The organism is Bradyrhizobium sp. WYCCWR 13022 (assembly GCF_030435535.1).
GTDB lineage: Bacteria > Pseudomonadota > Alphaproteobacteria > Rhizobiales > Xanthobacteraceae > Bradyrhizobium.
The window spans coordinates 397,662-423,669 of sequence record NZ_JAUIZJ010000023.1; the positions used below are offsets into that span (position 1 = coordinate 397,662).

Genomic DNA, 26,008 nt, shown 5'->3' on the forward strand with positions numbered 1-26,008 from the left:
AGATGACGGTTCGCATCTCCGTATCGCGTATCCATTTTCCGGTGACGACTTTAGGACCCGGACGAAGGCTCGGCATTTGGTTTCAGGGTTGCTCCATCCGTTGTCCGGGCTGCATTTCCATGGACACCTGGGTGGAAGGACAGGGAAACACGACGGTCGAAGAAGTCGTCAATTCCATCATTCCGTGGATATCTAAGGCCGACGGCATCACCATCTCAGGAGGCGAGCCTTTCGACCAACCCGACGCTCTGTTGGAACTAGCGGCACGAATTAGGTCTAAGACCGAGGCCGACATACTCGTCTTCACGGGATATCCGTGGGCGCATATCCGCGACATGGCTGGCACGTCCCCTGGTACGATCGATGCCCTCGTTACGGGGCCTTTCGACTTCGAGGAAAAGCAGACACTTGCCCTGCGAGGAAGCGACAATCAGGAACTTCACTTCATCACGGAAAAAGGCCGCGCCCGATTCGCCAGCTTCGAGCGCCTGGCCGATGAGCGGGATCGGTCCGTCGATGTCATGTTCGATGAAAACGGCAACGTCTGGTTTGCCGGTATACCCGCGCGCAATGATTTTCGCAGACTGCAGGAATTACTCGAAAGCAATGGATCGACACTCGACACCTCCGAAGACAAGCGAATTTCCTCCAAGCTGGCTCGCCCGGCATGATTAGATTTTGCCCGAATTGCGATACTGAGCGTCCCGTCACCGAGTTTTTTTGCGAAGGCACGGTCGATGGTCACAATTGCGGATGGGACCTGTCATCGATCGATCCCACGCCCCCTGGCCAGCCGCAACCTGTCCCTCCGGCACCGACGCCATCCAATCCGACTTGCCGCAACGGGCACGCCAACTCGCCGGGCGACCTCATCTGCAGCACCTGTGGAGAAATTCTCGACGAATCTGCGCCACCCGTACCGCTGCCCGAACCAGGACCCCAACGGGATCCCGAGCCATCGCCAGCCGAGACTATCATCGACGGCTGGCGTCTTCTCGACAGGATCAAGTCGTCGAGTACCGTTCGCGAACATTACACTGCCCTGCAGGATACCAGCGGACGTCGCGGTGTACTTACGCTATATGCGACCGCGTCCGAACCCGACGGAGCGATCTACGATCTGCTGCGAAAACTTCCGCGCGATCACGTCGCCGAGATAATCGCGACCGGTCGATGGTGCGAGCGCGCTTATGAGGTCGTAGAGGAATTCCCGGGCGGCACCATCGCGGATCTATCCCTGGACATCGGCCATCGGACGGCGCTGGAGAGGTTCATCAGCGAACTTGCCCGAGCCGTACATTCGTTGACCGAGGCAGGCCTACGCCACAGGGACCTCCGTCCCTCCACCATTTTCGTCCGCTCCCGGGATCCGCTCGACCTCGCTATCGGCAGCTTCGGCTCTGCACGTCTTTCGGAATTCGATCTCGACATCGCCTCTCCGCTTGAAACGACCCGCTACATGGCGCCTGAAGCGATTGCGGGCGGCGTAGCGGCGGCTTCGGACTGGTGGAGCCTGGGAATGATCCTGCTCGAGCGGGTCACCGCAGGAGCCTGCTTCGAAGGCATCAACGAGCAGGCCTTCCTGATCCACGTGCTGACCACCGGCGTGCCGCTGCCTGAGAATCTGGATCCTTCCGTGGACCTGCTTCTTCGGGGGCTTCTCGCAAGTGATCGCCGTCACCGGTGGCAATGGAAGGAAGTTCAGGCCTGGTTGGCGGGCGAAGCAGTGTCGGCGCCTGCAGGCCAGAAGGCAGGCGAGGCAGAGGGGCGGGCGTCCATCACGCTCGGCGGCAAGCAGTACAGGTCGGCCGGCTCGTTCGCACTTGCCGCTGCCGAAGCATCCAACTGGGATGAGGCAAGAGGCCTTCTTCTGCGAGGAGCGGTGGCGACCTGGGCTACGGAGGCGGGCTTCGACGCCAAAGTGCCCGCGGCGCTGCGACAGTTCGCAAGGGTCGAGGAACTGAACGAAGATCTGAAGCTATCGATCTCGTTGAAGACGCTGAACCCGTCGATGCCTTTGATCGTCCGGGGAAACATCGTTACCCCCGGCTGGCTACTCGACCATCCCGACGACGGCTTCCGCCTTATCACGGGCCCGGCTCCAGATCTTCTTCGAAAGGTCGATGCGGACGATATGCTTTGGCGGCTGAAACTGCGCGCCGAGACCGTGCGAAAGCGCCTCGAACAACTCGATATCGAAGTCGACGAAGACCTGCTTCGCGTGCACCTCCTCTCGACGTCGATGGCCCGTTTGTCGGCTCTTTGGGAGGAAAAGCGGAGGCTGCTTCCCGACACCGACCATGCAGGCGTCCTTTCGCTGGTGGAGCGGCGACAGTCGGCCGAAGAGGACCTGATAATTCTTCTCAGCGCATCGCCGAGCCAATTCCGCTCGGTGGAGGAGGTGATCGAGGAAGCGGCCAAGCAGGCTTCATCAGCAGGCTTGAGCGCCTTTTCGAAGGAGGAGGCTGCGGCGAGACTCGCGCGCCGTCGTCGTGAAATCTACCAGGTCGTCGACGAGCGTATACAGAATTTCGCCAGGTGCGGGATTTCGACGGTCGATGAATGGGCCGACGAATTTCGTCTTGACCGACGCATGCCGATCGGTCGGGCTCTCGCACTTCTCTCGGTTCCGAAGGACACGTGGAAGCCGCTTCCCAAGCAAGGCTACGTTTCGACCATTCTTGATTTCTTCGCGAAAAGAATATCAGGCGGCGTACTGCGCGGACCGCTTACGCGGATGCTCATTGGCAAGACCGCGCGGATAGATCTGACCGAGTTGAATACGGCGCGACTGCCGGGATCGGAGATCCTCAGCCTTCTTTTGGCAAGGGCCGGCCGAGCAGTGAACATCGATCCTGCCGCGTTTTCCGAGAACGAAGGCCTGGAACGCAGACTGCGATCTCTCCATTCCCATGCACTGCTCTACAAGCGAGATACCGGGATCGACGGTCTATATATGGGATTTCCGTTCCTCCTCATGCGGGACGGGAAGCCGAACACGAAGCCGAGGATCGCGCCCGTCCTGCTCTGGCCGGTCAGCGTGTCGCCCGAGGTCGGAAACCGCGGTCACGTCACGATCGGGTACGGGCGCGAAAAGAACGCCGAGACGGAAGCGGAACCCGTCGTCGTCAACCCAGCCCTCGAAGGCATGGTGGGAATTCCCGAAACAAGACGATGGCAAGAAGCGGCGGACGAGCTGCTCACCCGCGGCAGTCTTACGACTCTGGATGTGATGGACGCGTTCAGCCAGCTCGCCACGCCTACGGGAAGCGAGTTGGCACCGCTACCCGGTAAGGACGTGAAAGTCGGCTCGCACGAACGACAAATCGTGCCGGCAGCCGTGCTGTTCCATCTCGCTTTTATGGGGCAGGCGGTCATGAAGGATCTCCAGCTCTTGAGAGGAATGCCGCCCACGGCGACTGCGCTCGAGGCAGCACTCCGTCTCACGGATCAGAGGTCGGCGCCGCCGACGCCGGCCCCGGTGCGGGAGATCGATCGCTACTTCACGGCCGACAGCGATCCCTCCCAGGAGGCGGCGGTGATCGAAGCTCGACAGGCACCAGGCCTTGTCATTGAGGGGCCACCGGGGACGGGCAAAAGCCAGACCATCGTCAACATGGTGGCGGACGCGATCGGCAGAGGCAAATCGCTGCTTGTGATTTGCCAGAAGCAACCGGCAATTGACGTCGTCAGGAAGCGCCTCGAAAGAGAGCGACTTGCTGACCGGTTCGTCATGATCACGGATGCGACGCGAGACCGCGAGGCCATCGTCGGCTCGATCCGTTCCCAGGTCGAAGCCCTGCATAGTCGTCCCGTGGGCGGCTCGCCCGCCTGGAAACGCGATCGCGAACGATTGGCGGCTCGCATCGACGTGCTCGAAGCGGAACTCGATCGTCAACAGGCCGCCTTGCACGAAGTCGAAAATCGGACGGGATTGACCTATCGGTCATTGCTCGGCGAACTCCTGGCCATCGAGGAAAACGAGCCGAAGCCGATCGATGCGCCTTCGCTTCGCACGCTACTATCGGATTTGCATCCGTCAGACATCGCGACGGTCGAGGAGAATTGTGGACCGCTTGCGAGATATTGGCTTCCGGCCAAGTTCGAGGGCAATCCCCTATCCTCTCTCAAGGTCTTCAATCCGGACCGCGGAGCGGCGGAGGAGTTCGGTACATCCCTTCGTGCCTTCTCGGACTTGGAAGCAGGACGCGGGAAGGCGGAAGTGGAGACCGCAGACTCGTTGAGGATTTCAGATTTCGACTCCTTCCGACAATGGCTTCGAACGGCCGAGCAGCTTCGCTCGATCAGCGAGGGCCTTTGCGCAAACCTCGGACGCTGGCTTCCCATGTTTAGAAGTCCCGAGGGAAGCGGGTCCAAGGGCACGAACATGCTCGCCGGCCTCGTTTGGCTTGAGGAACGCCTCGCTTCGCTGGACCCATCGGCTCACCAGCCAGATCAGGTCCGGAAGCTGGTGGGAGTCCACGACGACGAGCTGAGATCCGCTTCGGAGTTGGCGGCAGCGGTACTCCAGCCGGCGAAGGGATTGGCAACAATCAATCCCATGCGTTGGCTTCGAAAACGTCGTCTTCGCGCTCTGCTGACGACCATGAGTTTTGCCAACGACGACCGAGCCATCTCATCTTTCCATCGCGGGGCCGAACTGGAGTTGGTGCTCAGGCCGCTGAGAATGCAGTTGGCGGGATATCTGACCGCACTTTTCGGCAAGGCTCCCGATCACGACGTTGCTCCGGGCAAACTCGCCGAATTTTCCAGGAACCTGCATTCGATACTTGCGGTCGTCCACAACCTCGTGACCGTCATCGACGATTGCCCCAACCTGGCTGAGCTCGACCGGGCAGCCATGACCGGCAAGGTCGAAGAGATCGACGGTTTCTTCGGGCGAGCGGATCGCGCCCTCCGAAGGCAGGATGTCCGGCAGCAAAGCCATGCGGCGCTGGATGATCTCGCCCGATATGTTGACGCGGCTTGGATCGAATCGCGACGCGCGACGATCGACGGCGGCCGGTCCAACGAGGCCGCCCTAGCCGAAATACTCCAAGCGTTACCCACGCTTGCGCCATACCAGGAATTTCGGCTCCGCTCAGTTCGTCTCGGCGACAAGGAACGCGCTATCTTCCGCACTCTTCGCTCCAAGGAAGCCGAACTCTCGCTGATCGGTACGGACGATCTTGATTCTTGCATCCGGGCAACCATAGGGCGGGAGGCGCGGCTGGCCTGGAAGAGCGCGATGGAAGCCGCCAATCCGGAGGTACTTCTGGATAGCGGATCGGTCGAAGCAAAGGTGACGTCGCTTGCCCAAGCCGACGCGCAGATCAGGGATTGCAACAGGGAGCTCCTGATCCACGGCATCGATGTCAGCCGCGTCCACCCGACACGAGAGTGGGAACCGATCACTCGACTTCGAGGACCGAGGGCGTTGCGGCTTCGAGAGTTCATCGAGAAGGCCGCTCCGCTTGGCCTTTTCGCGCTACGACCGGTTTGGCTGATGACTCCCGACATCGCGAGCCGGGTGCTGCAGGCGCGTCCGGGCACGTTCGATACCGTCATTTTCGACGAAGCCTCCCAGATGCCGGTGGAATACGCATTGCCATCGCTATTCCGGAGCAAGATCGTGATCGTGAGCGGGGACGAGAAGCAGATGCCGCCCACGACATTCTTCGCGAGCAAGGTCGAGAACGACGAAGCGGCGATCTTCGATGGCGAGGAGCCAGAAGAGGAAGCGACCGAAGAGGAGCGTGAAGCCTTCGCGGAAACGTGGAATAGGCGGGAAATTAAGGATTGTCCCGACCTGCTCCAGCTTGCCCGCTCAGCTCTCCAATGCCGAACCCTGCAGGTCCACTATCGTTCGAAATACCGCGAGCTCATCTCGTTTTCGAACGCTTCGTTCTACGCGAACGGTCTCAGCGTGCCGGTTCGTCATCCCGACGAAACAATCCGGAGGATCAAGCCTATCGAGGTTCTCCGTTCCGACGGCATCTACAAGAGCCAGACCAATTCCAAGGAAGCCTCCGATGTAGTGGAGTATCTCAACGGCCTCTGGGAAGACGCTTCTCCGCCATCAGTCGGTGTCGTGACGTTCAATCGCAAACAGGCGGACGCAATCGAGGACGCGCTGGAAGACCGCGCCGAAAACGACGAAGCGTTTCGTGATGCCTTGATGCGGGAGCGTGAGCGGGTCGAAGGCGGCGAGGATATGGGTTTCTTCGTGAAGAACGTGGAAAACGTTCAGGGCGACGAGCGCGACATTATCGTGTTCTCGACCACTTTCGGACGTAACGAGCATGGCGTCTTCCGCAAGAGTTTTGGTGCACTCGGTCATGCCGGCGGCGAGCGGCGCTTGAACGTGGCCGTGACTAGGGCGAGGGAAAAGATCGTCATCGTCACGTCCATGCCAGTATCGGAGATTTCCGACCTCCTGACCCGGCGCAGCGGACCGCGTGTACCGCGGGACTATCTGCAGGGTTACCTCGAATACGCCCGTACCGTTTCGGATGGATCGGCGGAATCCGGCAGAACCTTGCTCGAACGCCTTGTGACGGAAAAGAGCGCGGATCACGAATATGAAAGCCACGTAGACGATGGCTTCACGAAATCCGTCGAGAAATTCCTGGAGACCAGCGGATGGAAGCCGGCCAAGGCGCGCGACGGTGGCGCATTCAGTCTTGATTTCGCGATCACCGATCCTCACACGGGTCTATATGCGCTAGGCATAGAGTGCGACGCTCCCCGGCACCAATTGCTCAAAAGAGCCCGAGCACGCGAGGTCTGGCGACCGAAAGTTCTGAATGGAGCGGTCCCGTTCATTCACCGGGTCTCGTCCTACGCGTGGACCCATTCCGGGGATGAAGAGCGTCAACGCCTCAAGGAAGCCGTCGAAAACGCCCTACACAACGGAGGAGGATACCAATGAGTGGTCCGAAAGCCTTCCGGATAGTCACCCGCGCGGAAATCATCTCGATTTGCCGGCGTAGCTTGGCGCGCCTGGACGCTGCCGTCGAATTTTGGACTTCGACCTGTAAGCGCAACGGGACGGTCGATCAGTCTGATATCGACCGGGTTGTCGCTCGACGCGACGAGATTCGCCGGATGCTCGACGCGGACAGGTTCACGGACCTTCAAAAGCACGTCATAGCCGAAATCTCATATTTGAGCGCCGATGCCGAGCGACGCGCGGAAAAGGCCGCAGAATCTGAGGCGAAGCGCAAGGGCGATCAGAGGCGTGCCAAGTCCGCCGCCCAGGCACTGCTCGCGAAGTTCGAAGCTTCCCACATCGAGATCCCGATCGATCTTCGACGAGAGCTTACGACCGCCGCGGCGTCCGTTGAGATGCTCAACAAGGCTGTAAGCAAGGGGCTGATGCTGCTTCAGCCAACCGACCGCTCCGGAGGCGTCACCGAGCGTCAGCGGGCGCTCGCCGACCGGCTCGGTGCCGGCGACCGTCGTATCACGCTCGACGAGTGGACTTCTCAGCAAACCGGCGCAAGCGACGACCAAGCGCTTTTGAAGGTGGACAAGCTCCTCGGCGAACTTGCTGGCCTTGGGATCGATCCCAGTCCTTTTTCCGCTCGGATCGCGGCTCTCGAGGCCGAGCCGCGCGCCCGGCAGGCTCTTGTTGCCGACAGCCTGCTCCTCGATCTTACCTCCGCGATCAAGACCAGACGCGCGAGCGCGCGCCTCGAACGGGATCTTGCTGAGCGGCATGCCGAACTGTCGGAGATGAAATCGGCTGAAGCGGCCGCTCTGCGCGTCGAGATCGAGCGGGCCATTGCGAAGGCTGGCAGCAATGACGAGGAACTGGTCAAACGCGCCGATTTCCTGATCGAGGCCGAAGTCCGCTCCATGGCTGCGGAGGAGCGGCGACGCGCCGTCTTGGAGGGGCTCGCAAGCCTCGGTTATGAGGTCTCTGAGGGGATGATGACAGCTTGGGTCTCGGGCGGTCGGGTCGTTCTCAGAAAGCCGGCTAATCCCGGATATGGGGTTGAGCTATCAGGCGGATCGCAAACTGACCTTATGCAGGTGAGAGCGGTCGGTCTTGGAAATCCTGCCGATCCGCGTGACGCCGGCAGAGATAAGGACATGGAAACGATCTGGTGCGGCGAATTCGAACGCTTGCAGTCACTAGTCGCGCGAGCAGGAGGAAACGTTTCCATCGAAAGCGCCCGTCCGGTTGGGCAATATCCTATCAAGGTGGTTGCGGACCTTGCCCATCCGGCGGATGCTGACCTTGCTCGGACACGACACCTTAGCCGGCAATAGATTCGAGCGCCCTATGGTCAACCAACTATTTGGCGGGGAAGGGCACACGGCGACGGCCTATCGAAGCAAATAAAATGGTCTCTTGAAAGCATCGGTCACCCCGCCTTGGATCGACTCGAGCTCTGACAGGGCGGCCGCAATGGTCATCCAGGGTGGGGAGGCATACTTCCCGTCTCCACGCCGCCTTGCAGCGATATCGTCCGCAATCACGAGTCGCTGCGCTTCGTCGAGCAGATGCGGGCTCTCGAAATAGATAAGCCGGCGCCCCAGTCGCTTCAGGCGCACATCTTGGAAACGATGGACTATGTCAGGCCTCGCCTCCCATGGAACGCCATGAAATTGACGGCACAACTCGGCATCCGCGTCGGAAATGAAGGTACCGCCGTAAATCTGCTCTTCGACATGATCGGAAGGCGGATAAGCGAGATCGAGGGTCGCGGCTGCACGGGTGAGCGCGGCCATGAATTCGGGGTCGCTACGAACTGAAGATGCTCGCCGCGCACACTCGTCTTCCGTCAGATCGTGAAAACGTTCAGCATCGATGTCCCACAACGGGTATAGTAGTGGCGAGGCATTAACCTTCAGCCGCCGGATGGGACGGGGTTCCACTGTCATGCGGGCCGCGAGCTCGCCGTCGTCGAGTTTGCGCAAAGCGTCGATATCGCTTGTCAGGTCGAGGCAATAATGCGCATTGGCGTCGCGGGGGCTGATGCCGAACCTTGTCAGGAAATGCATCACCTGCGGGCGCCCGAAATAATCGAAATAAGCGAATGCGTCCTCGTCCCGGACGAAATCTACTACTGCCGCTTTCGACGAGAAGCGCAGGAACGTCGACCATAGATCGGGCGCGCCGGCTCGCACCAGCCTGCACAGCCCGAGCGTCGTATCGACGTCGGCCGCAGCGTCATGGACCTTGTACGACAAGATGCCGTTCGCCGCAGCGATGGCACCGAGACGATGAGTAGGACGCCCATCCGGCTCAAGGCCGGCACGCACCACAGAAGGGTGCAGCGTGGTTGCGGCTCGCATTAGGTTGAGGACATCTGCGCGGGCATTCCCGTTCGTGTTGGTGAGGAAGATTGGGTGCAGGCATTGATAGAACGCTTGACGCAGGAATTCCTCGTCGAAGCGGATGGAGTTGTATCCGAGGAACGTCGCGGTGCACCAGGAAGCAAGGGTATTCGCGACCTCGCACACCATTGAATAGTGCGACTGCCTCGAAAGGCTGTTCGCGTCGTCGAGGGTATGACCGGTGACGAGCAAGGCCTGTGGCGAGGGGACGACGTGCGGCATAAGGCGCGACTTCGTCTCGAACCTGTGGGTCTCGACGAGATCGGGGTCGGTCCTGACAGCGGCGAACTGGAGGATCTGGTCGAATCGCTTGTTAAGACCCGAAGTTTCGAGGTCGTATAGGATGAAGGCCACGACGATGTCGCCTTAGAGTCTTCCAAGCCTGAACTGCAGCGCGGCAAGGCTGACGCGGAAGCGCTTTGCAATGCTGATAAGGTACTCATCATCCTGTATGTCGCGAGACGACTCCGACAGAACTTGTCGTACGAGCCGCTCCGGCATCAATAGTTCGGAAGCGAACGCGTTGGCCTGCTTTTCGAACGGATCGATACCCTCGGCGGAGACGGAGTCGCGCGGGAGGAAATTCTGGCCCTTGTCGATCAGCACCGTTGCGTCCAACTTTGATCGATGCAACACCACGTGGGCCAGTTCGTGCGCGATGGTAAAGCGCTGTCGATTCGGATGATGGTTTGAATTGACTCCTATGACGGGTTTGCCGTCGCGGACGAACGCCATTCCCGACAGTTCTTCGTCGAAAGGCGCGTACTCCACACGAGCTCCCACCGCCTTCGCGAGCTTCTCCACCGGGACCGGAGGCGCCTTCAGTCCGAGTTTGTTTACTAGGGCGCGCGCACTCGCTCTCGCCTCTTCCAGCTCGTTCATGTCCGGCTCCCGCCCGTCCGTCTAATGTATTGCTCAATCTGCGCCCGCTGTGCCTCGCTCACGTCGCTGCCCTCGATCATCAGCGGGCCGCTCGCCTGCTCAAACGAGAAATTGCTCGGCACGAGGTCGGTGATCGACTCGACCTCAAGTGCCGCGGCTAGTTTGTAGATTTGATGGAGCATGAGCTTCTGGCGCCCCCGCTCGATGTTCGCCAACGAGGCCCTCTTGAGACCGATCCGGTCGGCGACCTCTGACTGCTTCAGGCGCAGCTTTTTCCTCCGCGCCGCAAGTCCGGCACCAACAATTCTGTAGATCTCCAAATCAGTCATTGTAGGAGAGAATCGCTTTTTGATTCGCGCGTCAATCACACAAACATATTTGTGCTTAATAGAAACATTACTAAAAATTAATGTTCCATGTAACGACTCTCTCACGAAAATCCAGCTAGGCTAATGGCCTAGTGGGTGGCCGATTCCGGTGCCCGAACGAGGAATCGATCATGCACGATCACGAAAAGAAGGATGCCGACCGGCTGGACCTCGAGGCGAAAGAACTCGAACAGGAGGCCGAGCGACTGGAAGAGACCGCCCACTCGACCGAGGAGCGCGCCCATGACCTCGAGCGCCGGGCGCACGAGCTCGAGGAAGAAGCCCGCCGCGAGCGCGACCACGACGGCGGCCATGACCATGGTGGCGACGATCACGGTCATCACCACGGCGACGTCGTCAAGATCACCATGGTGGTCAACGGCCAGCCCGTCACGATCGAGGCAACCCAGCAAGAGAAGCTCTCCGAGGTCCGCCAGCGTGCCTTGACCGAAACCCAGAACCTGGCTCAGCCGCCGGAGAACTGGGAGATCAAGGACGAGGCCGGTGCGGTGCTCGATCCCGACAAGCGCGTCGGCGAGTATCACTTCGGCAAGGAGGTCACGCTCTTCCTCAGCCTTAAGGCGGGAGTTGCAGGTGCGGACGCCGCAGGTCGTTGATCCCGCGGTCTCGCGAGCCAAGTTCGACCGCGAGATCGCAGCGTACCGGAAGATGGAGGCCGCCTACCGCAAGCGGGGGTGGCTGCTTCTCGACGCCGAGTTCCCCGAGGTCTGTATCGCCTTCGCGGTGCCGAAGCTGCGCCCCTTCCCCATCGTCGCGGCGGTCGTGATCGACTTCACCGACTACGACTTGCGGCCGCCGTCGGTCCGCTTCGTGGACCCGTTCACGCGCGAGCCGTTGGTCGCGCGCAACCTCAACTTCTCCATGCTGCGGCGTCAGAGCATGCCGCCCGAAATGTTCGCGGCGATGCTCCAGCAAGGCACCGTCCCCGTCACCAACATCGTGCAGTTCAACGGCCCCGACGACCATCCCTTCATCTGCCTGCCTGGGATCCGCGAATATCACGAGAACCCCGCCCATACCGGTGATTCATGGCTTCTGCATCGCGCTTCTGGCGAAGGCTCCTTGGCCTTCATCCTGGACAAGATCTGGACCTACGGCGTCGAGCCGCTGTCGACGTTCCAGATCCAGGTACAGGCCACCACGCTCGCGCTGGGAGCCAATCCGGAGGCGTTTCGGGAATGATGCGGCTCGCCGACGTCCGCTCGGTCCGGGTGCCGCGGAGCTGCGCCGACGCGGTCCACGCCCACATGCGTAAAGTCGGACGCGACGGCTTTGAAGGTCTCGGTCTATGGGCCGGCCGGCAGACCGGCGACACGTTCACGGTCGAGGAAGCGGTCATTCCCGCCCAGAAACACATGCGCACCGAGGACGGCGTCTGCGTAATCACCGGGCCCGAGGAACTGCATCGGTTGAACGTCTGGCTCTACCGCAAGAAGCTCTCGCTGATCGCCCAGATCCACAGTCATCCGGGCCGGGCTTACCATTCCGGCACCGACGACCGATACGCCGTCGCGACCACGGTAGGCTGCTTCTCGCTGGTGATGCCCGACTTCGCGACCGGCCCTTTCGCGATCGACCGGCTCGCCTCGTACCGGCTGGATGCTTCCGGCGCGTGGCGCGGTATCCCCGCGTCGCAGGCCGCCCGCATAATCACGATCGTGGAGTAGCGATGGCCTTCGCCAATTTCTTTGACAGAAGCGCCACAGCCGCCTCGCAGGTTCTAGCGAACTTCCGACTAGAGGATTTCAAGGATCGCCTGTCGGCGCACGCCGTCGCATTGTCCTTCGACGATGCCGCCGTCAACTCGCCGGAAGGTCGCGCCACTCTCGACCTGTCGGTGCGCCTCCTCGCCCGACTCTATCCGATGCTGGCCATCCATCCGGTCGGGTCCGCGGCCGGCGAATACGCAGCCGGTCTGCGACAGCTCGCGCGCAGCATCAACGACCAGATCGAACTGCCGGACGAGGTCGCTGGCGCCTGCACCGTCGTCAACGTCGGCAAGACGGCGGCGGCCGGGCTCGACGTCATCAACATCGGCTCGAACGGGTGGCGCGCGCTGCTGTCGCGGGATGGGCCCGTGGGATTCGGCCCGACCACGAATCCTTTCGGCGCCGGTGCTGCCGCATGCTTCGGAGCCGCCAACGTCTTCAGAAGGATCTTCGCCGATCAGCTCCCCCGTGGCGATCTCGACGACCGGATCGACCTGTCGCTGTCAACCTATCTTCGGGGTCCGGCGGCCGGATCGCCGCTGCCGGAGCGCTGCGACCTGGGAGACGCCTATCTCGTGGGACTCGGCGCGATCGGCAACGGCGCCGTCTGGGCATTGTCACGCGTTCCAAGCCTCGCCGGCGTTCTCAACCTGGTCGATCACGAGAACGCCGACCTTTCGAACCTGCAGCGCTACGTCATGGCCACGCAGGACGACGTCGGTCGCCGGAAGGTCCGGCTGGCCCGCGCGTTCTTCACCCAGGACACGCTGAAGGTCAGAACGCATCCCCGACGATGGAGCGACTACGTCGACGGTCGTCGCAAGCGCGCCTTCGAACGGGTCGCGGTGGCGCTGGACACCGCCGAGGATCGCATCGCGCTGCAGGCGTCGCTGCCCAAATGGATCGTGAACGCCTGGACCCAGGACGTCGACCTCGGCGTCTCCCGGCACGACTTCGCGGCCGCCGGAGCATGCCTCGCTTGCCTGTACCTGCCGACCGGCGCGGTCAAGAACGAAGACGAACGGGTGGCGGAAGAATTGAGGATCCCCAACGCGCGCCAGGAAATCCGGGTGCTGCTGCAGACGCATCAACCGGTGTCCGAGCCGTTCGTCCGGCGCGTCGCCGCCGCCTTCGACGTCCCGTTCGAGGCCTTGGAGAAATTCGTCGGTCAGCCGGTGCGGACGTTCTATCGGAACGCCATCTGCGGTGGCCTGATGGTCGGCCTGACCGGCGGCACCAACGCAGGCACGGCCGTCGTGCCCATGGCCTTTCAGTCGGCGCTCGCCGGGATCATGCTCGCGGCCGATCTCGTGAAGCACGCGGCTGGCATGCCGGCCGCGTCCACCACGACGACGCGGATTAATCTGCTGCGTCCCCTCGCGCCGGTCTTGGGCGATCCGCGGGCGAAGGATTCGAGCGGTCGCTGCATCTGTTGCGATCGGGATTTTCTCGATTCCTATCGGCGAAAGTACGGGACGCGGAATCCACCGCCCGCATCGGACGAGTCGACGTTGGAAAGCTGATCGAACCCCTGCTTCTGGGCTTCCACCAGATCGAGTTGCGGGAAATCCCTTTCAACGCGCAATCGGGGAACGATCCCGCCCTCCCGGCCTGCTCCCTGCCGACGCGACGCTTCGCGAAGGAAGCGGCAGCAAACGCCGAGATTTACCGTCGTGTCATCGACGGCGAGAAGCTCGACATCCGCACCACGTGAGATGTCATGCCTTCGCTTTGACGGCACCGTCAAAGCTCCTGTAACGTGGCTTCGGTAGTGACCGCGCGTAATCAGCATTAACCACTTCTTAACCAGTGGCGGGTGCTACACCGAGGTGCTACCCTATCGAAAAGCGGCCGTTCTCGAACCGCTTGAATTTGAAGGGCTTTTCCGACGCCGGTTGACGGTGGCGGAGAGAGTGGGACTCTCAACCATTCTCATGCGCGAAAGAGAACCGCCAGTTCACAGCGGCCTGCCGACCGCAGAAGCGTTACTTCTGCAAACTGCCTGCAAACTAGAAAATTGACCAGCTGCCTTGCGGCGCAAAATCTCAAGCTGTTTCAGCAAGATAAATGGCGCGCCCGGAACGATTCGAACGTCCGACCCTCAGATTCGTAGTCTGATGCTCTATCCAGCTGAGCTACGGGCGCGTTTTTCGCTGATGGTGCGGGCGAGGCCCACACGCAGCCTCCGGGCAGCGCCGGAGGGGTGCGAAAGAGCGCTTTGACTAACCGCTCTTGCCCCGGTTGGCAAGGTCCGGAATGGGGAGATTTTCGCGTATTTTCACACGCTGTCGTCCTTCCGGGATGGCCCGCGGGGCCAGGCCCGGAATGACGGATAGCAGGTAGGCACGGCCGCCAGACGTCGGCCGCCGGCCGACTTACGCCCGCTGCCGTTCGTTGCGGATGGAGAGGAGTTCCACGGGGCGGTCGGGGATGACGATCCGGAAGGTGGCGCCGATGGTGCCTTCGACCAGATGGATGTCGCCGCCATGGGCGCGGATCAGCTCGGCGGCGATGGCAAGGCCCAGCCCGCTGCCGCCGGGGCGGCCGGAGGTCTGGAACGCCTCGAACAGGTGCTCCCGGGTCTTCTGGGGTACGCCGGGGCCGGTGTCGGAGACCTCCAGGATGGCGACCGCGCCCTCGCGCTTTCCCGTGATCCGGATCTGCTGCGGGCCGCCGTCGCCGGAGGCATGGCTCTCCAGCGCCTGGGCGGCATTGCGCACGAGGTTGAGCAGCACGCGGAACAGCTGGTCGGGATCGGCATCGACCGCGAGCCCGCGCTCGATCGCGGCGACCCAGGCAATCGTCGCATCATTGGCAAGACCCGCCGTCTCGCGCACCTCGAGCACGACAGGCTCGATCAGCATCATGCGACGGTCGGGCGCGGCCTCCTGGGCGCGGCCGTAGGACAGCGTCGACTGGCAGAAGGCGATGGCGCGCTCGAGCGAGCGCACGAGCTTCGGCGCAAAGCGCTGCACCCGCGGATCGGGCACGCTGGCAAGCTGGTCCGACAGCAACTGCGCCGAGGCCAGCAGATTGCGCAAATCGTGGTTGATCTTGGAAACGGCAAGACCGAGCGCCGCGAGCCGGCTCTTCTGATTCAGCATCGACATCAGGTCGCGCTGCATGTCCGACAATTCGCGCTCGGCAACGCCGATTTCGTCGCTGCGCTGGCTCGGCACGATGATCCGCGCCGAGCTTTCGGGGTTCTCGTGGAAGCCGACGAGGCTCGCGGTCAGCCGCCGCATCGGCCGCACGAACAGATAATGAAGCGCGAGGTAGACGAGGCCGGCGGTCAAAATGCCGATGATCAGCGCCACCACCACGACGTTGCGGGAAAAGCGGTACATCGCCTGCCGCAGCGGCAATTCGTCGGTGACGATCTCGACGAACTGGGCGTTGCCGACGCCGGGACCGACGATACGGATCGGCTGGTTGCCGGTCTCCAGCATCATCTGGAACGAGCCGGTGATCGCCTCCCACACGGTCATGTCGCGCAGGTCGACGTCGTGCTCGATCGCGGAGGGCAGATTGTCGCTGGCAAGCAGCCGGCGCTGCTGGCCCATCTTGATCGCGACCGCGCGCGCATTGATGCTTTTCAGGATCTGGCGCGACAGCGAATCCGGCACCATGCCGAGCGGCGCCGCATCGAGCACCAGCGCCGCCGTATTGGCTGCGGCGACGCGGTCGTTGAGCCGGTTGACCCAGAAGTTGGCGATCGCGGGCACGTAGAGCAGGACGGCCGCGATCATCACCAGGGGGAGGGTCAGCAGCAACAGCTTGCCGGACAGGCCGAGCCCACCCGGCCCGCGGGATCGCGTCGCCGGCTGGTCCGCTGGCCGATCAGGATCCTGATCCAGATCTCGATCCGGATCCTGGGTCGGCTGCTGGAGGTCTGTCGCTGCCACGAAATTCGCCCCTGCTGGCCTTCTGATGGAGCTCGACGGATGGAGGATGCGACCCGGCCCGGGGGTGGTCAAATTACGGATCGCTAATCTGCCGAGGTGGGATGTAGGCGCTGATATCGCCATCCGCCACCTCAAGGGTTAAAAACCCCAAAGAAACAGCGATATTCACCGAAACTGTGCGGTCCTGCGCCGTTGACGAAAACAAGACGCTCGCTTATAAGCCGCGCAAATTGTCCGCGATGACCCGGTGCGATACCGGGAGCGGCTCTTCTGGGGCCGGAAACGGCTCGTTTGGGCCGCATCTTCCGGACTTTACCATCAATTCTACAGGCAAATTGCCCGGTCAGCGGAGAAAAACCCGTGAAGCGGACTTATCAACCCAGCAAACTGGTGCGCAAGCGCCGTCACGGTTTCCGTGCTCGTCTCGCCACTGCCGGCGGCCGCAAGGTCCTCGCCGCCCGCCGCGCCCGCGGCCGCAAGCGTCTGAGCGCCTGAGCCGGACCCCCTTTCCCGGGATTTCATCATGGATCGGCTGAGGCAGCGAGCGGATTTCCTCGCCGTTGCCAATGGCGCGCGGGCCAACAGTCCCGCGTTCGTCCTGCAAAGCCGTCGCCGCGACGACTTTGGCCCTGTCAGAATCGGCTTCACCGTTACCAAAAAGAACGGCAACGCCCCCGAACGCAATCGCATCCGGCGCCGGCTTCGCGAATTGGTGAAGCGGCTCGATCCGGTGTCGATGCAACCCCATCATGATTACGTGCTGGTCGGACGCAGGGACGCGCTTTCGCGCGACTTCGCCGCCATGCTCGACGATCTGCGCATAGCGTTCACGAAGCCCGTGCGGCAAGGACAGGCCGGAGGACGCGGGCCAAAGCCCGCCCCAACCGCCAGCCGCAAACCGGATTGATGACGAGACCCCAGTGATGACCGACAATCGCAATACCATCCTCGCCGTCATTCTGTCCGGCCTGGTGCTGATCGCCTGGCAGTACTTCTACAACGTGCCGGCGATGGAGAAGCAGCGGGCCCAGCAGCAGGCGCAGGCCGAGCTCCAGAAGGCCAATCCGCAGCCGACGGCGACCGCGACACCGGGCACGACGCCGCAGGCCGGCACGACGACGCCCACCACTGCGCCGGGCGCGAACCAGCAGGCCCAGCCGGTCGTTGCCCGCGACACCGCGATCGCGGCCGGCCCCCGCGTGAAGATCGATACGCCGCGCCTCGCCGGCAGCATCTCGCTGAAGGGCGGCCGCATCGACGACCTAGCTTTGCTGCAATTCCGCGAGACCGTCGACCCGAAATCGCCGCCGATCATCCTCTATTCGCCGTCGGGCACGGCAGAGCCCTATTACGCCGAGTTCGGCTGGGTGGCTGCGACGGGCGTGTCGTCGAAGATGCCCGATGCCCAGACCGTCTGGCAGCAGGACGGCAGCGGCAGCCTCACTCCGACCACGCCCGTCGTGCTGAAGTGGGACAATGGCGAAGGCCTGACCTTCCGCCGCACCATCTCGGTCGACGACCACTATCTCTTCAGCATCAAGGACGACGTGAGCAATGTCGGCAACGCGCCGGTGACGCTCTATCCGTTCGCGCTGATCTCGCGCCACGGCACGCCGCAGGTCTCCGGCTACTACATCCTGCATGAAGGCCTGATCGGCTATCTCGATGGCTTGCAGGAATACGCCTACAAGAAAATCGACGAAGCCAAGTCGGTCAGCTTCAAGGCCACCAATGGCTGGCTCGGCATGACCGACAAATACTGGGCCTCGGCGCTGCTGCCCGACACCAATGCGCCGCTTCAGGCGCGGTTCTCCTCGAACCTCACCGGCAACGTCCACACCTACCAGACCGACTATCTGCTCGACCCCGTCACCGTCGCGATCGGCGGCAGCGCGACCGCAAATGCGCGGCTGTTCGCGGGCGCCAAGGAAGCCGGCGTCGTCGGCGTGTTCCCGTTCGCAGGCCTCGGCGGCTACAACAAGGCGCTCGGCCTCAACCATTTCGATCTCTTGATCGACTGGGGCTGGTTCTACTTCATCACCAAGCCGATGTTCCTCGGCCTCGACTTCTTCTACCGCTTCTTCGGCAATTTCGGCATCTCGATCCTGCTCGTGACCGTGATCGTGAAGCTGCTGTTCTTCCCGCTGGCGAACAAGTCCTACGCCTCGATGGCGAAGATGAAGTCGGTCCAGCCGCAGCTTCAGGCGCTGAAGGAGCGCCATCCCGACGACAAGGTGAAGCAGCAGCAGGAGATGATGGAGATCTACCGCAAGGAGAAGATCAATCCGGTCGCCGGCTGTCTTCCCGTGGTGATCCAGATCCCGGTGTTCTTCTCGCTGTACAAGGTGCTGTTCGTCACCATCGAGATGCGGCACGCGCCGTTCTTCGGCTGGATCAAGGACCTCTCGGCGCCGGATCCGACCAATCTGTTCACGCTGTTCGGGCTGTTGAACTACGATCCGACCGCGCTGCCGGTGTTCGGGCATTATCTGCATCTCGGCATCTGGCCGATCATCATGGGCATCACGATGTGGTTCCAGATGAAGCTGAACCCGACGCCGCCGGATCCGACCCAGCAGATCATCTTCAACTGGATGCCGCTGATCTTCACCTTCATGCTGGCGGGCTTCCCGGCGGGTCTCGTGATCTACTGGGCCTGGAACAACACGCTCTCCGTGCTCCAGCAGAGCTTCATCATGCGCCGCAACGGCGTGAAGGTGGAGTTGTTCGACAATCTCAAGGCGACGTTCGCGAGGAAGGCGACGTAGTCGCCGTCCGGTACTGCCAGGCAAAACTGCCTCCACATCGTCATGCCCGGGCTTGTCCCGGGCATCCACGTTTTGGAGGCCACTTCCGTGAAGACGTGGATGGCCGGGACCAGGCCCGGCCATGACGTGAGGATAGACTTCTCAGATGACCGATAAGTCAGACGACAAGCTGATCGAAGCCGGGCGAAAGCTGTTCGCGCGCGACTGGCAGTTCATCTGGGCTTCGCCCTCGATCCAGACGCTGCCGCCGATGGCGGGGCTGGAGATCGCCTTTGCCGGACGCTCCAATGTCGGCAAGTCGAGCCTGATCAACGCCCTGACCGGCCGCAACGCGCTGGCGCGCACCTCGCACACGCCGGGACGCACGCAGGAACTGATCTTCTTCGAGGTGCCGGGCAAGACCGACCTCCGCCTCGTCGACATGCCCGGCTACGGCTACGCCAAGGCGCCGAAGAGCCAGGTCGCGTCGTGGACCGAGCTGATTCACACATTCCTGCTGGGCCGCGCCTCGCTCGCGCGCGTCTATGTGCTGATCGACGCGCGGCATGGCCTCAAGGACGTCGATCTCGAAGTGCTCAAGACGCTCGACCGCTCCGCCGTCAGCTACCAGATCGTGCTGACCAAGGCCGACCAGGTGAAGGCCTCCGAGCTGCAGTCCTGCATCACCGACACGGAAGCCGCGCTCGCCAAGCATCCGGCCGCGTTCCCGAACGTGATCGCGACCTCCTCGCGCTCGTCGACCGGCATGGCCGAGCTGCGCGCGGCCATGGCCAGGCTGCTGGAAGAGCGGAGCACGTGATGGCGCGCCTGCTGATTGCGCTGGCCGGCTTGATGGGCGCCACCGGCGTCGCGCTGGCCGCAGCTGCAGCCCACGGCACCGATGCCAGCCGGCTTGCCTCCGCCAGCTCCATGCTGCTGTTTCACGCAACCGCCATATTGGCGGTGGTCGCGTTGCTCGCGCGCGGCCTTCTGCACGGCGGAATTGGCCTCATTGCGGCATTCGGCTTCGTGATCGGCGCCGCGCTGTTCGCGGGCGACCTCACCTTGCGGCAATATGCCGGCCATTCGCTGTTTCCGTTTGCCGCGCCGTCAGGCGGGACGACGATGATCCTGAGCTGGCTCGCGGTGACGCTGGCGGCCGTGGTGCCTGCGCGCTGATCCGTAGCGGCGGCATGCCAGCCACACTTTGCGCCTCGCCCGCCAATCAGATAGAACGCTGGCCGCGTTAGTCCCGCCAGCGAGATCCGCCTCATGACCGAAATCTCCCCGCTCGACCAGGCCCGCATCCTGTCCGAAGCGCTGCCGCACATGCAGCAGTACGACGAAGAAACCATCGTCATCAAATATGGCGGCCATGCCATGGGCGACGAGGAGACCGCGAAGAATTTTGCCCGCGACATCGTGCTGCTCGAGCAGACCGCGATCAACCCGGTGGTCGTGCACGGCGGCGGGCCGCAGATCGCGACCATGCTCAAGCGCCTCGGCATCGTCTCGGAATTCGCAGCCGGCCTGCGCATCACGGATGCCGCGACCATCGAGATCGTCGAGATGGTGCTGGCCGGCTCGGTCAACAAGCAGATCGTCGGTTACATCAACGAAGCCGGCGGCAAGGCCGTCGGCCTCTCCGGCAAGGACGGCAACATGGTGAAGGCGTCGAAGACGACGCGCACCATCATCGATCCGGATTCGAACATCGAGAAGGCAATCGATCTCGGCTTCGTCGGCGACCCCGAAAAGGTCGACCTCACGCTACTCAACCAGCTGATCGGCTACGAGCTCATTCCGGTGCTGGCGCCGCTGGCGACCTCGAAGGACGGCCAGACGCTGAACGTCAACGCCGACACATTTGCAGGTGCGGTTGCCGGCGCGCTGAAGGCCAAGCGCCTGTTGCTGCTCACCGACGTGCCCGGCGTGCTCGACAAGTCGAAGAAGCTGATCCCGCAGATCTCGGTGAAGGACGCGCGCAAGCTGATTGCCGACGGCACCATTTCCGGCGGCATGATCCCGAAGGTCGAGACCTGCATCTACGCACTCGAACAGGGCGTCGAGGGCGTCGTCATCATCGACGGCAAGATGCAGCACGCGGTGCTGCTCGAGCTCTTCACCAACCAGGGCACGGGAACGCTGATCCACAAGTGAGAGACGAGAAGACGAGAGACGCCGTCATGGCCGGGCTTGACCCGGCCATCCACGATCTTTCGCGCGGCACAGGCGTGGATGCCCGGGTCAAGCCCGGCCATGACGAGCAGAGAGTTCAGCGACCGCACCGCTCCACACTCACCCGCTTCCTGATGACGCTGCCGGCCGCCGCCGTCTCGTTGTTCTTTTCCTCCGCGCCGGCCTTCGCCGACCTGAAGATCTGCAACCGCATGTCCTACGTGGTCGAGGCCGCGATCGGCATCGACGACAAGGCGGCGACCGCGACGCGCGGCTGGTTCAGGATCGATCCCGCCACCTGCCGCGTGGTGGTTCAGGGCACGCTGAGCGCCGACCGCATCCTGCTCAACGCGCGCGCGCTCGGCGTCTATGGCGCTTCCCCGATCCCTCAGAACGGCAGCGACATGCTGTGCGTGGCGCAGGACAATTTCGTCATCGCCGCCGCACGCCAATGCCGCAGCGGCCAGACCCAGGCCCCCTTCACCCAGATCACGCCGACGCAGGGCGACGACGGCAATCTCGTCGCCTATCTCGCCGAGGACTCCGAATATGACGACGAGCAGGCGCGGCTCGCCGGAATCCAGCGGCTGCTGGTGATCGCAGGCTACGACATCGGTGCGATCGACGGCGTCGACGGACCGAAGACGCAAGGTGCGCTCGCCGCCTTCCTGAAGAGCCGCGGGCTGTCGTCCGACGTGGTCGGCTCGCCAAACTTCTTCAAGACCATGGTCGAAGCGGCGCAGACGCCGTCCCCCAGCGGACTGACCTGGTGCAACGATACGCCGCACAAGGTGATGGCGGCGGTCGCGACCGACGACGGCAAGTCCGTCACCAGCCGCGGCTGGTACCGCATCGATCCCAAGACGTGCCTGCATCCCGACGTCGCCGGCCAGCCGAAGCAGATCTTCAGCTTCGCGGAAGCCGTAGATAGCGACAACCGCGCCATCAAGCTGAAGGACAAGCCGCTCAATTGGGGCGGCGACAGGCAGCTCTGCACCCGCGAAACCAAGTTCGAGACGAACGAGCAAGCCGATTGCGGCGCGCGCGGATTCTCGGCGACGGGTTTTGGCGCGGTGGATATGTCGAGCGGCGGCAAGACGCTGCGGTTTGCGATGCCGTGATTGAGAGAGTTGTGATGAAATCCCCCCGCGCCTTCGGCCATATCGACACCTGGGTATTCGACCTCGACAACACGCTCTATCCGCATCACGTCAATCTGTGGCAGCAAGTCGATGCCCGGATCGGCGAGTTCGTGTGCAACTGGCTGCAGGTTGGCCCGGAAGAAGCGCGCAGGATCCAGAAGGACTATTACCAGCGCTTCGGCACCACCATGCGCGGGATGATGACCTTGCATGGCGTGCGTGCCGACGACTATCTCGCTTACGTGCACAAGATCGACCATTCGCCGCTGGAGCCGAATCCGGCGCTCGGTGCGGCCATTGCAAAACTCCCGGGGCGCAAGCTGATCCTGACCAACGGCTCGGTCGACCATGTTGATGCGGTGCTGGCGCGGCTCGGCCTCGGCTCGCATTTCGACGGCGTGTTCGACATCATCGCCGCCGAGTTCGAGCCCAAGCCGGCGGCGCAGACCTATCAGAAATTTCTCGGACTGCATGCGGTGGACCCGACCAGATCAGCCATGTTCGAAGACCTCGCCCGCAACCTCACAGTCCCGCATGAACTCGGCATGACCACCGTGCTGGTGGTGCCTGACGGCACCAAGGAAGTGGTGCGCGAGGATTGGGAACTCGAGGGCCGCGATGCGGCCCATGTCGACCACGTCACGGATGATCTGGCGGGGTTCTTGGCCGGGCTGTCCCACCCCAAATAGCCGTCGTACGCCGCGAAGGCGGCTATCGAGTAATCATCGTCATCTCGATTTCATCACGACCGCGGCGGCGTAGCGGATCACCCGCTCCAGCGCGTAATAGCGCGCAAGGCGGGTGATGACGGCGAACCAAGCTTGACTCTCCAGGCCCAAATCCCGAAAAAGCGCCCGAATCCATCAAAATACCCCGATTTAAAGAGGAAAACCCGATGTCCCTGTCCGCCCTTGAATCCACCATCAACAGCGCCTTCGACGCGCGCGACGGCATCTCGACCTCGACCAAGGGCGAGGTCCGCGACGCCGTGAACCGGTCGCTGGAGATCCTGGACAAGGGCGAGGCGCGCGTTGCCGAGCGCGGGGCCGACGGCAAGTGGAAGGTCAACCAGTGGCTGAAGAAGGCCGTGCTGCTGTCCTTCCGCCTCAACGACATGGACGTCATTCCCGGCGGCCCGGGCCAGGCGAACTGGTGGGACAAGGTGCCCTCGAAGTTCGAGGGCTGGGGCCCAAACCGTTTTCGCGACGCCGGTTTCCGCGCCGTGCCGGGCGCGGTTGTGCGCCGCTCGGCCTTCATCGCCAGGAACGTCGTGCTGATGCCGTCCTTCGTCAATCTCGGTGCTTACGTCGATGAGAGCACCATGGTCGACACCTGGGCCACCGTCGGCTCCTGCGCCCAGATCGGCAAGCGCGTGCACATCTCCGGTGGCGCCGGCATCGGCGGCGTGCTCGAGCCGCTGCAGGCCGAGCCCGTGATCATCGAGGACGATTGCTTCATCGGGGCGCGCAGCGAGGTCGCCGAGGGCGTCATCGTGCGCAAGGGCGCGGTGCTGGCGATGGGCGTGTTCCTGGGCGCCTCGACCAAGATCGTCGACCGCGAGACCGGCGAAGTCTTCATGGGCGAGGTGCCCGAGTATTCGGTGGTGGTGCCCGGCGCGCTGCCCGGCAAGCCGATGAAGAACGGCCAGATCGGCCCGAGCACCGCCTGCGCCGTGATCGTCAAGCGCGTCGACGAGCGCACGCGCTCGAAGACCAGCATCAACGAGCTGCTGCGGGATTGAGCTCGATCCCTCACCGTCAATTCCCGCGCAACGGCGAAGTCTTTGCGCGGGAGTGACGGGACGGATAGCCTCATCGAACCCCCTCCCCCTCCATCGCGACCAATCTCTGGACGGCATCACCGCCCGGAGCCTTTCGCATGGACTGGACCTGGTATCTCTTCCGCTTCGACGGCCGCATCAACCGCGCCAAATATTGGCTGGCCGGGCTCATCATCGTCTGCTGGATGATCTTCATGGCCGCGATCGTGCTGGCATTCGGCGCCCGCTCGTTCGGTTTTTCGGTCAACGACATCTTCAAGGCCGTCGATCCGGACACCTATCGCAGGCTGTCGCGCGCCGACCTTCCGCTGGCCCTGGCCAAGCTGATCGGCACACCTCTGTTCGCGTGGGTGTTCGCCGCAACGTCCATCAAGCGGTTGCATGACCGCGACAAGAGCGCCTGGTGGGCGCTGCCCTTTTTCGTCCTCCCCGGGCTCATCAACCAGTTCGTGGACCGGATCGGCAACGACTACGCCGGCTTCATGCTGGCCCTGATCTCATTCGTGCTTGCGACCTGGGGCGGGATTGAGCTGCTGTTCTTCCGCGGCTCGAGAAAGACCAACCGCTTCGGCGCCGACCCGCTCTACGTCTCGCCCGCAGGTAAGCCGGGTTGGGATCAGCAGCGTGAGCTCGAAATGTCCGCGCAGAAGGCTGGCCCGCCGCCGCAATGGCGTGTTAAGCCGGAAGCATGACCGATGCTCTCTCCATTGCCCGCGACCTCATCCGCTGCCCCTCGGTAACTCCTGAAGACGCCGGTGCGCTGGGCGTTCTTGAAAAAGCCCTGAACGCAGCCGGCTTCACCTGCCACCGCGTGACCTTCAGCGAGGACGGCACCGCCGACGTCGACAATCTCTATGCGCGGATCGGCACCGAAGGCCCGCACATCACCTTTGCCGGTCATACCGACGTGGTGCCGCCCGGCGACGAGAGCGCCTGGAGCGTCGGCGCGTTCTCCGGCGAGGTGAAGGACGGCTTCCTGCATGGCCGCGGCGCAGTCGACATGAAGGGCGGCATCGCCTGCTCGGTCGCCGCAGTGCTCGAGCATCTCGCCACCAATGACGGTAAGCCGCGCGCCGACGGCAAAGGTTCGATCTCGTTCCTGATCACCGGCGATGAGGAAGACGTGTCGATCAACGGCACCATCAAGCTGCTGAAATGGGCCGCCGAGCGCGGCGAAAAGTTCGATCATTGCGTGCTGGGCGAGCCCTCCAATGTCGAGACGCTCGGCGACACCATCAAGGTCGGCCGGCGCGGGTCGCAATCGGGCACGCTCCATGTCGACGGCGTGCAGGGCCACGTCGCCTATCCGCATCGCGCCGCCAACCCGGTGCCGGATATCTCGCGGTTGATCGTTGCCATCTCCGACGAGCCGCTCGACCATGGCAGCGCGCAGTTCCAGGCCTCGAATCTCGAATTCGTCTCCGTCGACGTCGGCAACAAGGCCTTCAACGTCATCCCCGGCGAGGCCCGCGCCAGGTTCAACATCCGCTACAACGACAACCATACGCAGGCATCTCTGCGCGAGTTGGTCGAGACGCGCCTCGCAAAAGCCTGCGGCAACCGCATCAAGGCCCGCATCGTCTGGGAACCCTCGAACTCCAACGTGTTCGTGACCAAGCCCGGTCCGTTCACCGACCTCGCGGTGTCCGCGATCGAAGAGGTAACGGGCCGCAAGCCGGAGCTGTCGACCTCGGGCGGCACGTCGGACGCGCGCTTCATCTCGAGCTACTGCCCGGTGATCGAGTTCGGCCTGGTCGGCCAGACCATGCACCAGGTCGACGAGCGCGTGCCGGTGGTGGACCTGGAGAAGCTGACGAAGGTCTATCGCGGGATACTGACGCGGTATTTCGGGTAGGTGCTGCTCTCGCTCCGTGCTCCGCTGTCATCGCCCGGCTTGACCGGGCGATCCAGTACTCCGAGGCAGTCGT

23 protein-coding genes and 1 tRNA gene are annotated in these 26,008 nt (G+C 62.9%); 19 read left to right on the forward strand and 5 right to left on the reverse strand.

What is annotated here, in order from left to right; translation table 11 throughout:
• Positions 1–2 precede the first annotated feature (2 nt).
• The 3 genes from QY049_RS28910 to QY049_RS28920 are packed head-to-tail and all read left to right on the forward strand — an operon-like array spanning position 3 to position 8,277.
• Positions 3–671 carry a 4Fe-4S single cluster domain-containing protein gene (locus QY049_RS28910; protein WP_301270345.1) on the forward strand — a complete coding sequence of 223 codons (669 nt, stop codon included), beginning with the start codon at positions 3–5 and terminating at the stop codon, positions 669–671.
• Positions 668–6,931 (forward strand): AAA domain-containing protein, encoded by a 6,264-nt coding sequence (locus tag QY049_RS28915; RefSeq protein WP_301270346.1) that lies wholly within the window; start codon positions 668–670, stop codon positions 6,929–6,931. Before QY049_RS28910 ends, QY049_RS28915 begins: the two co-directional genes overlap by 4 nt.
• Positions 6,928–8,277, forward strand: coding sequence for a hypothetical protein (locus QY049_RS28920; protein ID WP_301270347.1), 1,350 nt, complete (start codon positions 6,928–6,930; stop codon positions 8,275–8,277). The genes QY049_RS28915 and QY049_RS28920 overlap by 4 nt, the downstream gene beginning before the upstream one ends.
• Positions 8,278–8,334: 57 nt before the next feature.
• Here the strand turns inward: QY049_RS28920 and QY049_RS28925 are convergent, their stop codons facing one another.
• Genes QY049_RS28925 through QY049_RS28935 form a run of 3 tightly spaced genes read right to left on the reverse strand, consistent with a single transcriptional unit; the run spans position 8,335 to position 10,559 of the window.
• Entirely contained in the window at positions 8,335–9,702 is a 1,368-nt protein-coding gene (locus QY049_RS28925; RefSeq protein WP_301270348.1) for an exonuclease domain-containing protein, read from the reverse strand.
• Positions 9,703–9,714: 12 nt separating this feature from the next.
• The gene (locus QY049_RS28930) at positions 9,715–10,230 is read right to left on the reverse strand and encodes an ImmA/IrrE family metallo-endopeptidase (protein ID WP_301270349.1); all 516 of its coding nucleotides are present in this window, start codon (positions 10,228–10,230) and stop codon (positions 9,715–9,717) included.
• A complete protein-coding gene (locus tag QY049_RS28935; protein WP_301270350.1) occupies positions 10,227–10,559 on the reverse strand; it encodes a helix-turn-helix domain-containing protein in 333 nt (110 codons plus the stop codon). Before QY049_RS28935 ends, QY049_RS28930 begins: the two co-directional genes overlap by 4 nt.
• 170 nt (positions 10,560–10,729) lie before the next feature.
• Between QY049_RS28935 and QY049_RS28940 the strand changes: the two genes are divergently transcribed.
• From QY049_RS28940 to QY049_RS28960, 5 genes are read left to right on the forward strand one after another with little or no spacing between them, the layout of a single operon-like run.
• Positions 10,730–11,215 carry a DUF2604 domain-containing protein gene (locus QY049_RS28940; RefSeq protein WP_301270351.1) on the forward strand — a complete coding sequence of 162 codons (486 nt, stop codon included), beginning with the start codon at positions 10,730–10,732 and terminating at the stop codon, positions 11,213–11,215.
• Positions 11,193–11,801 carry a putative metal-binding protein gene (locus QY049_RS28945; protein ID WP_301270352.1) on the forward strand — a complete coding sequence of 203 codons (609 nt, stop codon included), beginning with the start codon at positions 11,193–11,195 and terminating at the stop codon, positions 11,799–11,801. The genes QY049_RS28940 and QY049_RS28945 overlap by 23 nt, the downstream gene beginning before the upstream one ends.
• Positions 11,798–12,286 carry a Mov34/MPN/PAD-1 family protein gene (locus QY049_RS28950; RefSeq protein ID WP_301270353.1) on the forward strand — a complete coding sequence of 163 codons (489 nt, stop codon included), beginning with the start codon at positions 11,798–11,800 and terminating at the stop codon, positions 12,284–12,286. The genes QY049_RS28945 and QY049_RS28950 overlap by 4 nt, the downstream gene beginning before the upstream one ends.
• Positions 12,287–12,288: 2 nt before the next feature.
• Positions 12,289–13,851 (forward strand): E2 ligase fold family C protein, encoded by a 1,563-nt coding sequence (locus tag QY049_RS28955; RefSeq protein WP_301270354.1) that lies wholly within the window; start codon positions 12,289–12,291, stop codon positions 13,849–13,851.
• A gap of 35 nt (positions 13,852–13,886) precedes the next feature.
• Positions 13,887–14,042 carry a hypothetical protein gene (locus QY049_RS28960; protein WP_301270355.1) on the forward strand — a complete coding sequence of 52 codons (156 nt, stop codon included), beginning with the start codon at positions 13,887–13,889 and terminating at the stop codon, positions 14,040–14,042.
• A 354-nt stretch (positions 14,043–14,396) separates the two neighbouring features.
• Here the strand turns inward: QY049_RS28960 and QY049_RS28965 are convergent.
• Positions 14,397–14,473 (reverse strand) — tRNA-Arg (locus QY049_RS28965).
• Between the two features lie 230 nt (positions 14,474–14,703).
• Positions 14,704–16,233 carry a sensor histidine kinase gene (locus QY049_RS28970; RefSeq protein ID WP_258764864.1) on the reverse strand — a complete coding sequence of 510 codons (1,530 nt, stop codon included), beginning with the start codon at positions 16,231–16,233 and terminating at the stop codon, positions 14,704–14,706.
• Between the two features lie 360 nt (positions 16,234–16,593).
• On the opposite strand from QY049_RS28970, the gene rpmH reads away from it, so the two are divergent.
• The 11 genes from rpmH to dapE all read left to right on the forward strand — a co-directional run bounded on the left by rpmH (position 16,594) and on the right by dapE (position 25,935).
• Positions 16,594–16,728, forward strand: a complete 135-nt coding sequence (gene rpmH, locus QY049_RS28975) for a 50S ribosomal protein L34 (protein WP_008542748.1) — start codon at positions 16,594–16,596, stop codon at positions 16,726–16,728.
• A 28-nt stretch (positions 16,729–16,756) separates the two neighbouring features.
• Positions 16,757–17,140 carry a ribonuclease P protein component gene (rnpA, locus tag QY049_RS28980; RefSeq protein ID WP_194479304.1) on the forward strand — a complete coding sequence of 128 codons (384 nt, stop codon included), beginning with the start codon at positions 16,757–16,759 and terminating at the stop codon, positions 17,138–17,140.
• A gap of 16 nt (positions 17,141–17,156) precedes the next feature.
• Positions 17,157–19,001 carry a membrane protein insertase YidC gene (yidC, locus tag QY049_RS28985; RefSeq protein ID WP_194479303.1) on the forward strand — a complete coding sequence of 615 codons (1,845 nt, stop codon included), beginning with the start codon at positions 17,157–17,159 and terminating at the stop codon, positions 18,999–19,001.
• A gap of 145 nt (positions 19,002–19,146) precedes the next feature.
• Positions 19,147–19,800 carry a ribosome biogenesis GTP-binding protein YihA/YsxC gene (yihA, locus tag QY049_RS28990; protein WP_258764858.1) on the forward strand — a complete coding sequence of 218 codons (654 nt, stop codon included), beginning with the start codon at positions 19,147–19,149 and terminating at the stop codon, positions 19,798–19,800.
• Positions 19,800–20,159, forward strand: coding sequence for a DUF423 domain-containing protein (locus QY049_RS28995; RefSeq protein WP_258764857.1), 360 nt, complete (start codon positions 19,800–19,802; stop codon positions 20,157–20,159). The genes yihA and QY049_RS28995 overlap by 1 nt, the downstream gene beginning before the upstream one ends.
• A gap of 93 nt (positions 20,160–20,252) precedes the next feature.
• Positions 20,253–21,140, forward strand: coding sequence for an acetylglutamate kinase (gene argB / locus QY049_RS29000; protein ID WP_258764856.1), 888 nt, complete (start codon positions 20,253–20,255; stop codon positions 21,138–21,140).
• A gap of 152 nt (positions 21,141–21,292) precedes the next feature.
• Positions 21,293–22,279, forward strand: a complete 987-nt coding sequence (locus tag QY049_RS29005) for a DUF1036 domain-containing protein (protein WP_194482583.1) — start codon at positions 21,293–21,295, stop codon at positions 22,277–22,279.
• Between the two features lie 14 nt (positions 22,280–22,293).
• Positions 22,294–22,989: a pyrimidine 5'-nucleotidase gene (locus QY049_RS29010; protein WP_194479299.1), complete on the forward strand. Its 696-nt coding sequence runs from the start codon at positions 22,294–22,296 to the stop codon at positions 22,987–22,989.
• Between the two features lie 206 nt (positions 22,990–23,195).
• On the forward strand, positions 23,196–24,041 hold the full coding sequence (dapD, locus tag QY049_RS29015; RefSeq protein WP_258764855.1) for a 2,3,4,5-tetrahydropyridine-2,6-dicarboxylate N-succinyltransferase: 846 nt from the start codon (positions 23,196–23,198) through the stop codon (positions 24,039–24,041).
• A gap of 137 nt (positions 24,042–24,178) precedes the next feature.
• Complete coding sequence (locus QY049_RS29020; protein ID WP_258764854.1) at positions 24,179–24,772, forward strand: DUF805 domain-containing protein; 594 nt, start codon at positions 24,179–24,181, stop codon at positions 24,770–24,772.
• Entirely contained in the window at positions 24,769–25,935 is a 1,167-nt protein-coding gene (gene dapE / locus QY049_RS29025; RefSeq protein WP_258764853.1) for a succinyl-diaminopimelate desuccinylase, read from the forward strand. Before QY049_RS29020 ends, dapE begins: the two co-directional genes overlap by 4 nt.
• The last annotated feature ends 73 nt before the right edge of the window (positions 25,936–26,008 follow it).

Excerpts from the sequence above, each read along its gene's own strand:
- QY049_RS28910 (WP_301270345.1), top strand. The coding sequence starts at position 3 with ATGACGGTTCGCATCTCCGTATCGCGTATCCATTTTCCGGTGACGACT.
- QY049_RS28915 (WP_301270346.1), top strand. The coding sequence starts at position 668 with ATGATTAGATTTTGCCCGAATTGCGATACTGAGCGTCCCGTCACCGAG.
- QY049_RS28920 (WP_301270347.1), top strand. The coding sequence starts at position 6,928 with ATGAGTGGTCCGAAAGCCTTCCGGATAGTCACCCGCGCGGAAATCATC.
- QY049_RS28930 (WP_301270349.1), bottom strand. The coding sequence starts at position 10,230 with ATGAACGAGCTGGAAGAGGCGAGAGCGAGTGCGCGCGCCCTAGTAAAC.
- QY049_RS28935 (WP_301270350.1), bottom strand. The coding sequence starts at position 10,559 with ATGACTGATTTGGAGATCTACAGAATTGTTGGTGCCGGACTTGCGGCG.
- QY049_RS28940 (WP_301270351.1), top strand. The coding sequence starts at position 10,730 with ATGCACGATCACGAAAAGAAGGATGCCGACCGGCTGGACCTCGAGGCG.
- QY049_RS28950 (WP_301270353.1), top strand. The coding sequence starts at position 11,798 with ATGATGCGGCTCGCCGACGTCCGCTCGGTCCGGGTGCCGCGGAGCTGC.
- QY049_RS28955 (WP_301270354.1), top strand. The coding sequence starts at position 12,289 with ATGGCCTTCGCCAATTTCTTTGACAGAAGCGCCACAGCCGCCTCGCAG.
- rnpA (WP_194479304.1), top strand. The coding sequence starts at position 16,757 with ATGGATCGGCTGAGGCAGCGAGCGGATTTCCTCGCCGTTGCCAATGGC.
- yidC (WP_194479303.1), top strand. The coding sequence starts at position 17,157 with ATGACCGACAATCGCAATACCATCCTCGCCGTCATTCTGTCCGGCCTG.
- yihA (WP_258764858.1), top strand. The coding sequence starts at position 19,147 with ATGACCGATAAGTCAGACGACAAGCTGATCGAAGCCGGGCGAAAGCTG.
- QY049_RS28995 (WP_258764857.1), top strand. The coding sequence starts at position 19,800 with ATGGCGCGCCTGCTGATTGCGCTGGCCGGCTTGATGGGCGCCACCGGC.
- argB (WP_258764856.1), top strand. The coding sequence starts at position 20,253 with ATGACCGAAATCTCCCCGCTCGACCAGGCCCGCATCCTGTCCGAAGCG.
- QY049_RS29005 (WP_194482583.1), top strand. The coding sequence starts at position 21,293 with ATGACGCTGCCGGCCGCCGCCGTCTCGTTGTTCTTTTCCTCCGCGCCG.
- QY049_RS29010 (WP_194479299.1), top strand. The coding sequence starts at position 22,294 with ATGAAATCCCCCCGCGCCTTCGGCCATATCGACACCTGGGTATTCGAC.
- dapD (WP_258764855.1), top strand. The coding sequence starts at position 23,196 with ATGTCCCTGTCCGCCCTTGAATCCACCATCAACAGCGCCTTCGACGCG.
- QY049_RS29020 (WP_258764854.1), top strand. The coding sequence starts at position 24,179 with ATGGACTGGACCTGGTATCTCTTCCGCTTCGACGGCCGCATCAACCGC.
- dapE (WP_258764853.1), top strand. The coding sequence starts at position 24,769 with ATGACCGATGCTCTCTCCATTGCCCGCGACCTCATCCGCTGCCCCTCG.